Annotated in this window: 10 protein-coding genes; 2 read left to right on the top strand and 8 right to left on the bottom strand. The window is 50.5% G+C overall.

The window, feature by feature from the left end:
• Nucleotides 1–9: 9 nt before the first annotated feature.
• Nucleotides 10–762: a hypothetical protein gene (locus THS27_RS19870; protein ID WP_085593810.1), complete on the bottom strand. Its 753-nt coding sequence runs from the start codon at nucleotides 760–762 to the stop codon at nucleotides 10–12.
• Nucleotides 763–981: 219 nt separating this feature from the next.
• Here THS27_RS19870 and trmFO point away from each other — a divergent pair, with 219 nt between their 5' ends.
• Nucleotides 982–2,325, top strand: coding sequence for a methylenetetrahydrofolate--tRNA-(uracil(54)-C(5))-methyltransferase (FADH(2)-oxidizing) TrmFO (gene trmFO, locus THS27_RS19875; protein WP_085593811.1), 1,344 nt, complete (start codon nucleotides 982–984; stop codon nucleotides 2,323–2,325).
• A 69-nt stretch (nucleotides 2,326–2,394) separates the two neighbouring features.
• Here the strand turns inward: trmFO and THS27_RS19880 are convergent, their stop codons facing one another.
• The 7 genes from THS27_RS19880 to yajC form a co-directional block, all read right to left on the bottom strand.
• Entirely contained in the window at nucleotides 2,395–2,967 is a 573-nt protein-coding gene (locus tag THS27_RS19880; RefSeq protein WP_085593812.1) for a hypothetical protein, read from the bottom strand.
• A gap of 107 nt (nucleotides 2,968–3,074) precedes the next feature.
• Nucleotides 3,075–3,932, bottom strand: coding sequence for a phytoene/squalene synthase family protein (locus THS27_RS19885; RefSeq protein ID WP_085593813.1), 858 nt, complete (start codon nucleotides 3,930–3,932; stop codon nucleotides 3,075–3,077).
• A gap of 43 nt (nucleotides 3,933–3,975) precedes the next feature.
• Nucleotides 3,976–5,178, bottom strand: a complete 1,203-nt coding sequence (locus THS27_RS19890) for a mechanosensitive ion channel family protein (RefSeq protein ID WP_085593814.1) — start codon at nucleotides 5,176–5,178, stop codon at nucleotides 3,976–3,978.
• A gap of 270 nt (nucleotides 5,179–5,448) precedes the next feature.
• Entirely contained in the window at nucleotides 5,449–5,919 is a 471-nt protein-coding gene (locus tag THS27_RS19895; protein WP_246833042.1) for an Mth938-like domain-containing protein, read from the bottom strand.
• Between the two features lie 54 nt (nucleotides 5,920–5,973).
• Complete coding sequence (secF, locus tag THS27_RS19900) at nucleotides 5,974–6,912, bottom strand: protein translocase subunit SecF (RefSeq protein ID WP_085593815.1); 939 nt, start codon at nucleotides 6,910–6,912, stop codon at nucleotides 5,974–5,976.
• Between the two features lie 19 nt (nucleotides 6,913–6,931).
• Nucleotides 6,932–8,503, bottom strand: coding sequence for a protein translocase subunit SecD (gene secD, locus THS27_RS19905; RefSeq protein ID WP_085593816.1), 1,572 nt, complete (start codon nucleotides 8,501–8,503; stop codon nucleotides 6,932–6,934).
• A gap of 156 nt (nucleotides 8,504–8,659) precedes the next feature.
• Nucleotides 8,660–9,049 carry a preprotein translocase subunit YajC gene (yajC, locus tag THS27_RS19910; RefSeq protein WP_085593817.1) on the bottom strand — a complete coding sequence of 130 codons (390 nt, stop codon included), beginning with the start codon at nucleotides 9,047–9,049 and terminating at the stop codon, nucleotides 8,660–8,662.
• Between the two features lie 298 nt (nucleotides 9,050–9,347).
• Here yajC and THS27_RS19915 point away from each other — a divergent pair, with 298 nt between their 5' ends.
• A complete protein-coding gene (locus THS27_RS19915) occupies nucleotides 9,348–10,211 on the top strand; it encodes an ATP-binding protein (RefSeq protein WP_085593821.1) in 864 nt (287 codons plus the stop codon).
• Nucleotides 10,212–10,264 lie beyond the last annotated feature (53 nt).

The raw sequence follows: 10,264 nt of genomic DNA on the forward strand, positions 1-10,264 counted from the left end.
AAGGCCGCATCATGTGGATTTGGCATTATCAGACCCGATTGCCAAAGCACGGATGCGGCCCTCCAGGGTTTGTAAAATCGCTTTGACCAACCGTTCGCTAAAGCCTGCGACAAAGGCGATCAACAGCATTGTCGCCACTTGCTGGCCGGTATCGGCGGCCATATCGCTGTTGCCGATATCGTTTAAATCCCTGATCGCCTGTAGCTGATTAAGGGAATCGGGAACGATACCGGCGCGAATAACCAGCAATGCCAGAACGGCAAAAACAAACCCTAGAAATGGACGAAACAGAAATTTGAAAAATACGTCCAGCGGCGACAGATCGGTCCAGTTGTGGCTATCTCCCATATGCAACATCACACTAACCGTTGCACCCAATGCGCCAAAAACGCCTACAAAAAACACCAGGTCATAACTAAACCCGAACAACCGGCCGCCCCAGGAACTGATCAGCGTATCAATTAAAAAAAACGTCCCTAAAACGCCAACCAGAACAACAGGTGACATAACCAGCGCCACGCTGGCCGCCGATAGTTTGGCGACATCGCCCCCCGATACCAATGTCGTTATAAACCGGCTCATCGGGGTATTGTTTGGTACTATCAACGGTGACGGTGACGGTGACGGTGGCGATGCTGGTACGGTTTCCGATATTTGCTCGCCTGAAACAGGATCATGGTCCGAAGACGGCTTTGCAGTTGCGTCGTCCTGTTGTTTGTGCGGATCTGCTGCCTGGGTTGTGCGTGGCGGGGAGGTATCCATTCGGCCAAACTCCTGCGATGTCTGATGGGGTGCCAGTTGCAACAAACGACCGCTAATTGACGCAGAACACACCAAAATGTGATGTGAGTCCTTTTCACAAAGTTTTTTGGCAGCGACCGTGGGAAATTTTCAGCAATTGTCTTGAAATTTACGCCATTGCACCGCTATGTGTGGGGCAATCTTGGCATTATGCCATCACCTGTTTGACGGAGGTTCAGCTTGGATACGGTTACACCCGTTCATATCATTGGTGCCGGATTGGCCGGCAGCGAAGCGGCATGGCAATTGGCCGAAGCTGGCATCCCCGTGATCATTCACGAAATGCGCCCTTCCCGCCCGACCGATGCGCACCACACCGACAAGTGCGCCGAACTGGTTTGTTCCAATTCGTTCCGGTCCGATGACAAGGAATATAACGCAGTTGGCTTGATCCATGATGAAATGCGCCGTGCCAATTCAATAATCCTGCGCTGCGCCGATGAACACAAGGTTCCCGCCGGAGCAGCATTGGCCGTCGATCGCGAAGGTTTTTCGCAAGCGGTTACCGACGCGCTTTCCAATCATCCGTTGATTACGCTGGAACGTGGCGAGATTGACGGTTTGCCGCCAATCGAATGGGGCAACACCATTATTGCCACCGGCCCGCTTACATCGGGACCGCTTGCCGCAGCAATCCGCGAAGCCACCGGCGAACAGTCACTGGCGTTTTTTGATGCCATTGCACCGATCCTGTATAAAGAAAGCATTGATTTCGACAAAGCGTGGTTTCAATCGCGTTATGACAAGGGTGATGGCAAGGACTATATCAATTGCCCGATGAACAAGGACGAATATAACGCGTTCATTGATGCCTTGCTGGCGGGTGAAAAAACCGAGTTCAAGGACTGGGAAAAAGACACGCCGTATTTTGATGGCTGCCTGCCAATTGAAGTAATGGCCGAACGGGGCCGTGAAACCCTGCGCCATGGCCCGATGAAACCGGTAGGCCTGACCAACCCGCATGATCCGCTGGTGAAGTCCTATGCCATTGTTCAATTGCGCCAGGATAACGCCCTGGGCACGCTCTACAACATGGTCGGATTTCAAACCAAGCTGAAATACGGTGCCCAGGTCGAGGTTTTTAAAACCATCCCTGGTTTGGAAAATGCCGATTTTGCCCGCCTTGGCGGCATTCATCGCAATACATTCATCAATTCCCCGCGTTTGCTGGACCCGACATTACGTCTTAAATCACGCCCTGACATTCGCTTCGCCGGGCAGATTACCGGGTGTGAAGGATATGTTGAAAGTGCAGCCGTCGGCCTGATGACCGGGCGCTTTACCGCCGCAGAAAAACTGGGCCGCGAATTACCCCTGCCCCCTGCCATAACCGCAATGGGCGCGTTACTGGGCCATATTACCGGCGGTGCAGATGAAAGTACATTCCAGCCAATGAACGTAAATTTCGGCCTGTTTCCCGAACTTGAATTAACCAAACGGGTTAAAGGGCGAGATCGCAAAAAACTCTACACCGACCGCGCCATTCCGGCTTTCGATGAATGGCTGACAAGCATCAATAATTGATGTCGTCCAATATCGGCTTTTATGTATCAAAACGCCCGGTCAGCAATGATCGGGCGTTTTTGTGGTTTTCTAATCGCGATACAGGTTAACCCGGGTTAATTCACCCGTTATTTCGCGAATGCTTTTGCCATTCCGGAAACGTTTAAAAACAAGATCCAGATTACCATCATCGTTTAGCGTACGTTCATAGACCTGCATTTCATAGCCGCCATCATCAAGAATATACATGGCATGCACAGTTAGCGTTTTGCCAACAATGCGCGCCCAGACAAATGGCTGCCCCTTTAACGGGTCATTGGGAACGCGTTTGCCAAACAGGCCGGTCCGCATGGCACTGCCATAAATTTCCGGTCGGTCTGTTTCAAAAAAATCGATGGAGATGGCGGCGGTTTTTTCGCGCCCGTCTGATTTATAAATGACGGTCGACCAGTCAATCGAAAACCCGCTGCCACTTTTCTTAATCGCAACATCAAGATCCCTGGCTTTAAGCTCGTTTTCGGCTTCAGAAATTGCAGTGCCATGATAGGTACCCAGAAAGGGATCAATCGACATCGCCGCTGCAGGGTGACGGCCCGGCCAAAATGCCACCAGAACAGCCAATGGAACAATGACTAAAAACGCGAGCTTCCTGATGATTTTCATTTTGTGACCCCACGGGCTTAAAACACCGGTTCAGGACCACAGTTAAGTCAGGAACCGGTTGACATGTAAAGATTTATAACCTTTTTGCCCATTGTAAAGACTGCGCTTTACCAATAACCGGAAAATGCCCTAAGCGTCAGGCGGAAGCTCGCGGGTCTGGCCAGACCGAACACAGCAGAAAATGGATCATAGTCAGCCTTTTTCAGCTTTTCCAAATAATTTTCAGCCAGTATTACAGGCAATGCTGCGGCGATTGCCGACTTTGGCAATGCAGAACGCATTTTTCGTGCATCCCTAATTTTCATAGCCGCATGTTCAGCCAGGTGTTTGGTCATCGCGCGAACAGCATCGGTCCGGCGAAATTCAAAGATATCTCCGGTCGACACACCAAACTGTTCCATAACATCATTTGGAACATATTGGCGTTTTGCGCGCCCATGGAAAACCATCGCCCGCAAAATGCCTACCATGCCATATGCGTTTCCGGCCCGTCTGGCAGCCTCGTTCGCATCATTTTTGCTATCCTCACGATGCCCCAAAAGTACTCCTACTGCAGCCTGGCTTAATAAGCCCGATGTCTGATCGATATAATGGTCAAGGGCTGCAAGGTTATCCGGGGCAGTGTCAAACAAATCGAATTCACGGGCATCAATCATGGCTTCCAGAGCCGGCCGATCCAACTTGTTATTGCCGATCATCTGTGCCAACGGTTCGACAACTTCATGCTTTCGCACATCACCGTTCTCAATGCCAGAAAGTGCGTCGCGCCACCATTGCAACCGGATCTGACCCAGCATGGCCTCGCTGACCATTTCGCGGGTTTTTGAAATTTCCTGATTAAAGGCATAAAGCGTGAACAGGTCTTCGCGATGTTCCGGTGCCGCAAAAAGCCCACACAGGAAACGGTCACGATCATTACGACGGACATATTCGGCACAATAGGAAAGGTCTGGAGTATTGGTCATTGGTTTGTTTTACCTGCCGGTCATAATATGCGCGGACAGGATATTATCCCATCTTTTCGGGCGTTTTCCGGGGCTGTTGTGCTTTATCATTATCAGAATGTTCCGATGCCTGCGACATTGCCATCTCGGGCATGGTCTCCACATATATCGACTGGGACGGGAATGCAAATGAAGCGCCTTCTTCTTCGATAATTCGTTTAAAAGCGATGATATGCCGATTGCGAATATCACGCCACTCCAGCCAGTCGGTCGTCAGTGTAAAGTAGTACAAATCGATATTGATGGAACTACTGCCAAAATCGGCAAGATGCACCATCTGCGGTACATCCTCCTGCGCGACATCGTCATCGTTTTTCAGAAATGCGCGCAACCGCTCAATGATTTTTTCGATCTGATCGGCACTGGTACGATATTCAACCCCAATCACCATTTTGATCCGGCGATGGGTCATACGGGTCCAGTTAATGACCGGCGAATTAACAATTTCCGCGTTGGGCATCACCACCATTGCTTTGGAAAACGTTCGTACCTTTGTCGCACGCAGACCAACAAATTCGACCACGCCTTCAAAATGCGGTGTTTCGATCCAGTCCCCGCGTTTGAAAAGTTTATCGGCAAAGATGGTTAGCCCACCAAACACATTGGCAACAGAATCCTTGGCCGCAAGGGCAACCGCCATACCAGCCAGCCCAAGACCACCCAAAAACGCCGAAACATCAATTCCCCAATCTTCCAAAAGGGCGACACCAGCCAAAACCACAATTAATGTTCTGACGCAACGAATGAAAAACTGGCGCAAATCATCGGCCAGGCCAGCCCCGAAACGCCCGGCAAATGTATTAAAGCCCAACGCAAGTGGTTCAATGATCCGGTAAAAAGCCCAAAAAATTGTCGCGATAACAATAACGCGCAGAACATTGAAAATTGCTGCGTCAGCCTGGTCGGAAAAATCCATCACTTCGACGGAAAAATAAACACCCAGGACCACAACAAAGACCTGAACAGGTGTCTGTATCGCGTTGAAAATCATTGCCATTGTTTGATGACGGTGATGGTTGGCCAGTTTGCCAAGCCCCCCGACCACACCGTGTGCCAGAACCTTACGCATCACGACAAACAATATCAAAATAACAAGCGCGATAATGGCGCGCCCGATTTCGCCGCCACCAACCATGTCGGCCCATTTGGCAAAGTGATCAACAACCCTGTCGTTCAGGTTTTCAACGCTTGAAATGATTTCTTCCATACTATTACATGCGACATCTTGGCCCGAATATTGTCGCAGTTCCCCCACCCTGTTCAAAAATTTCCCGTTACTACATCACGCAACAGCACCTTGATTGTTCCCGGAATTAACAAACAAACCGAAACAGTTGACGGGTTCTTAAACAGATAATATGGCGCAAAAGCTATAATGTGAGTGCGGCACAATGTCTCTTGGGCTGCCGAGACCAAAGCATTAAGCTAAGCCATCGACGCTTGGTAGCCTCACTCAAGGCAACACTAACATTTGACCTTAAACAGCTATTAATGCCGCTGCCACGCGCCGTTCTTCCGATTGCAGAACATTAAATGTCCGGCAGGCTGCACCTGTATCCATCGGCTCAATAACAATCCCGTGCGGGCGCAAGGCATTTCGCCATGCTGTTTTAACTGGCTGCATTCGTGCGCCCATTCCCAGCAGCAAAATATCAATTTCGCCGGCACGCGCAATGACCTCGGCAAATGCATTTTCATCTACGCTGTCGATTTCGGTGTGGGGCCATGCGAGAACTTCGGTCGAAAATAGTAAAATAGAGCCTTCGGCCTTTTCCATACCAAAACGAAACAGCCCGTCGCCATAACTGGTAACAATTTTTCGGCCCGATGCGACCATCGGTGTGATGTCCAATGTCATGATTGACCTCGCTGCAGTGATGTTATCTGGCGCCAGAACGGCGATGTCGATTGCCAGGCTGGCATTAAAAAGGCCGGGTCGTTTTCGCACGATCCCGGCCTTCTTGTAAATGATTGACGCTAGCAGATACCGTCTAATCCGATTTTAAAGCGCACCGGCTTCTTCGGTTGTTGCTTCGTCGCCTTCAGGAATTTTCCGGCGCAATTTCAAAACAACCAGCAACGGCGATGCCACGCAGATCGATGAATATGTCCCGATCACAATCCCGAAAATCAGGGCAAAGGTAAAGCCGCGAATGGCCTCGCCGCCAAATGCAAATAATGCAATCAGCGCCAGCAAGGTCGTAAACGAAGTCATTACCGTACGCGACAGGGTCGTATTGATCGACAGATCAAGAAGTTCGACCAGATCCATTTTGCGAAATTTACGCATAAATTCGCGAATACGGTCAAAAACCACCACCGTATCGTTGATCGAATACCCTGCCACCGTCAAAATTGCTGCCAATGTCGCCAAATCGAACTGAACGCCACTGATCACAAATAACCCGACGGTAATGATCACGTCGTGCAACAGCGCGACGACAGATGCCACGGCAAACTGCCATTCGAACCGTAACCAGATATAAAACATGATCAGCGCAAGCGAGATGACAACCGAGTAAATACCGGCTTCCTTGAGCTCATCCCCAACCTTGGGTCCGACAAGTTCCGAACGACGAATGCTGACCCCGTCGCCAAGCGCCTTGGTAACGGTTTCAAGTGCCGCCATCTGGGCCTTTTCGTCACCATCCTGACGCTGTAACTGGATTAGAACGTCGTCGGGTTCACCAAATTGCTGGATCGAAACATCGCCCAGCCCCAGGCTACCAAGATTATCGCGTAAACCCGAAATATCGGCAGGCCCATCGGTTTTGATTTCGAGCAGAATCCCGCCACGAAAGTCGATCCCGAAATTCAGACCTTTGGTGAAAAACAGAACACTGGAGATAACCACCAGTGAAATCGAAAAGATGTAGAAAAACTTCCGGAGCTTGAGGAACGGGATGTTCACTTCATCCGGAACAAGATGCAACGGTTTCATGTGCGATTTGCTCCCTTCCTCACAATACCAGCTCTGTCGGACGACGACGCTTCACCCAGAATGCCACGATCAAACGCGTCACCCAGATTGCCGCGAACATCGACGTGATAATCCCGATTGCCAATGTCACCGCAAACCCCTTGATCGGGCCTGATCCAAAGCTGAACAGAACCAAAGCGGCAATAAGGGTGGTGATGTTGGCATCAAGAATTGTCGACATAGCACTACGATAACCGGCATCAATCGAATTGATAATCGATCGGCCGATTTTTCGTTCTTCCCGGATACGTTCAAAAATAAGAACGTTGGCGTCAACCGCCATCCCGACTGTCAGAACGATACCGGCGATGCCCGGCAAAGTCAGCGTTGCCTGAAGGATCGACATGATCGCCAAAATCAGAACCAGGTTCACGATTAGGGCAAGATTGGCAAAAATACCAAACAGGCCATAACTGATTGCCATGAAGACAACAACAAAGACCATGCCGAGAATGGCGGCAATTTCGCCCGAATCAATTGAATCCTGACCAAGGCCCGGCCCGACAGAACGTTCTTCAAGAATTTTCATTGGGGCTGGCAACGCACCTGCGCGCAGCAACAATGAAAGATCATTGGCTTCCTGAACACCGAACTGACCGGTGATGATCCCGCTGCCACCCATGATCGGTTCATTGATCCGGGGGGCTGAAATCACTTTGCCATCCAGCACAATCGCCAGACGACGACCGGTATTTTTGCTGGTGACGTCACCAAACCTAGCACCACCTGCCGCATCAAAGCGAAACGATACCACCGGGCGACCATCATTAAAGGTCGGCTGGCTATCGATCAGGTTGTCACCAGAAACGACAACACGGCGATCAACCAGATATTCTTCGGGTTCACCGGGCGATGCGTTATCGGCACCGGGCATAATGACAGCGCCGGGCGGAATGCCGGTTGCCTTTGCCTGCTGGGGTGTTTTGGTTTCGTTAATCAGGTGAAAGTTCATTTTTGCTGTCCGACCCAGAATATCGCGCAACCGCGATGGATCATCCAGGCCAGGAACCTGCACAACGATACGATCTTCCCCTTGACGCTGGATTGACGGTTCCGTCGTCCCCAGTTCGTCAACACGACGACGCACAACTTCCAGCGACTGGCTGATGGCGCGGTCGATCATTTCACGACGCGTCTTTTCGTTGTAGGTCAACATGATGTGGTTGCCTTCACCGCCAACAATAGTCAGCGGGTCCAGCTTTGCCAGCATGGATCGGGCTTTTTCGACATCATCGTCATTAACGATGGTAACCGATGCGCCATCAGCCGAGCCGCGCAATCCACGATAACGCAGACGTTGCTCGCGCAGGGCATCGCGCATGTTTTCAGTCAGTGAGTCGTAACGTTCCCGAATAACGGAATCGACGCCCACTTCCAAAAGCATGTGCGAACCGCCGCGCAGATCAAGGCCAAGGCTGATCTGCTTGCCGGGCATCCAGCTTGCTTCTGTCGGAAATGTGCCCTTGGGAAAGAAGTTTGGCGCGGCATATATCACGCCCAAAGCACACACCAGGAGCACCAGTGCTGCTTTCCATTTGGTAAAATAAAGCATGTGTCCTTTAACCAGAGATGTCTGGGGAACATTGCGACATCGGGCTCAGGGCTTAATCAGGAAAAAAGGAAGGACTTGCCCGGCCGACCGCCAGAAATAACAGTAATTAGCAGAAAGGCGGAACCGGGAGGTTCCGCCTGTACGCCGTGATAGAAATCAGTCTTTTTTGACTTCTTCAATTTTCTTGTCGTCGGTCTTTTCGTCGGCATCAGAACCGCCCTTGGCAGGTTCGGTACGCGACAGAACATTCGAGATCATGCCACGTGCGACTTTAACTTTCACACCATCAGCAATCTCAACCGAAACTTCATCGTCCGAGACAACCTTAACAACGGTCCCGATGATCCCGCCAGCAGTCACGACTTTATCACCGCGACGAACCGCGGCCAGCATTGCTTTGTGTTCTTTCGCTTTCTTCTGCTGCGGACGAATGAGCAGAAAATAGAAAACCACAAAAATCAGGATCAGCGGCAGAAAGCTGGTCAGCATATCTGCTCCGCCAGCAGCGCCACCAGCACCCTGAGCAAAAGCCGGTGAAATCAACATTAGGAACTCCTAACCTAAAACGGAAAAACTAATCAACTGCCGGAATATAACGGTGTCGTTCGCCGTTGCAAGAAAGATCGCGCAATTTTGCCCCAAACTTCCCCTTGCACGCCTTATATTCTCCATACCATTGCCCATTAGCAGTTGAATAGCGCGGGTTTGACTGGGTTTGTGATCGGATTCACAGTTATCTCCCCCTTTGCAATAGGCTATTCTCGGTCAACAATGCTGTGGTAGGGTTTGCTCATAAAAGGTGGCTTTGACCACCATCAAAAATGAAACCGTCCATGAGGCCCCGATGACCGATACCCTTGCCGATTTATTGCCAACCTTAAACCGCATTGCCGATGCCCTTGACCGAATGGCGCCACCTGTCCGCCAGAAAAACGACCCTGCCGCCGCAGATGCCTTTGTCTGGCATGCCGAAACAGGTTATTTAACCCCGATCAAACAGGTCAACCGGGTCGATATCGGGCTGTTACAGGGGATCGATCAACAAAAAACGATCCTGTATAATAACACCAAACGATTTGCCAATGGCCTGCCAGCCAATAACGCCTTGCTATGGGGGGCCCGTGGCACGGGTAAAAGTTCAATCGTCAAGGCGATGCACGCCCTGATCAACCAGGAAAACCCGTCATCACTGGCATTGGTTGAAATTCACCGCGAAGACATCCCGACCCTGCCCGTTTTGCTGAAAATCCTTCAGGAAAGCGCGCGCAAGACAATTCTGTTTTGCGACGATCTGTCGTTCGACCTTCAGGACGAATCATACAAGTCATTAAAAGCTGTGCTGGATGGCGGGATTGAAGGCCGTCCTGATAACGTTATTTTTTATGCCACATCGAACCGGCGCCATTTGATGGCCCGCGATATGATTGAAAATGAACGTTCAACGGCCATTAACCCGTCCGAGGCCGTTGAGGAAAAAGTATCTCTGTCTGACCGCTTCGGATTATGGCTGGGCTTTCACAATATTTCGCAAGATGTCTATTTCGAGATTATCGCGGGTTACGCTGACGAATTTGGTTTGGACATGCCCAAAGAAGACCTGTTTGCCCGTGCCAAGGAATGGACTGTAACACGAGGAAGTCGATCAGGACGAGTCGCTTGGCAATTCATTCAGGAAATTGCCGGAGAGCAGGGAAAACATATTTCCTGACGGCAAAATTACACTGCCATTCCAATACAAAAACGGCCTGAAATTTTATCAGG

Source organism: Thalassospira sp. MCCC 1A01428 (assembly GCF_002115825.1).
GTDB lineage: Bacteria > Pseudomonadota > Alphaproteobacteria > Rhodospirillales > Thalassospiraceae > Thalassospira.

Coding starts and splice junctions, on each gene's coding strand:
- THS27_RS19890 (WP_085593814.1), bottom strand. CDS start 5,178: ATGGAAGAAATCATTTCAAGCGTTGAAAACCTGAACGACAGGGTTGTT.
- secD (WP_085593816.1), bottom strand. CDS start 8,503: ATGCTTTATTTTACCAAATGGAAAGCAGCACTGGTGCTCCTGGTGTGT.
- THS27_RS19915 (WP_085593821.1), top strand. CDS start 9,348: ATGACCGATACCCTTGCCGATTTATTGCCAACCTTAAACCGCATTGCC.
- THS27_RS19885 (WP_085593813.1), bottom strand. CDS start 3,932: ATGACCAATACTCCAGACCTTTCCTATTGTGCCGAATATGTCCGTCGT.
- THS27_RS19880 (WP_085593812.1), bottom strand. CDS start 2,967: ATGAAAATCATCAGGAAGCTCGCGTTTTTAGTCATTGTTCCATTGGCT.
- THS27_RS19870 (WP_085593810.1), bottom strand. CDS start 762: ATGGATACCTCCCCGCCACGCACAACCCAGGCAGCAGATCCGCACAAA.
- secF (WP_085593815.1), bottom strand. CDS start 6,912: ATGAAACCGTTGCATCTTGTTCCGGATGAAGTGAACATCCCGTTCCTC.
- yajC (WP_085593817.1), bottom strand. CDS start 9,049: ATGTTGATTTCACCGGCTTTTGCTCAGGGTGCTGGTGGCGCTGCTGGC.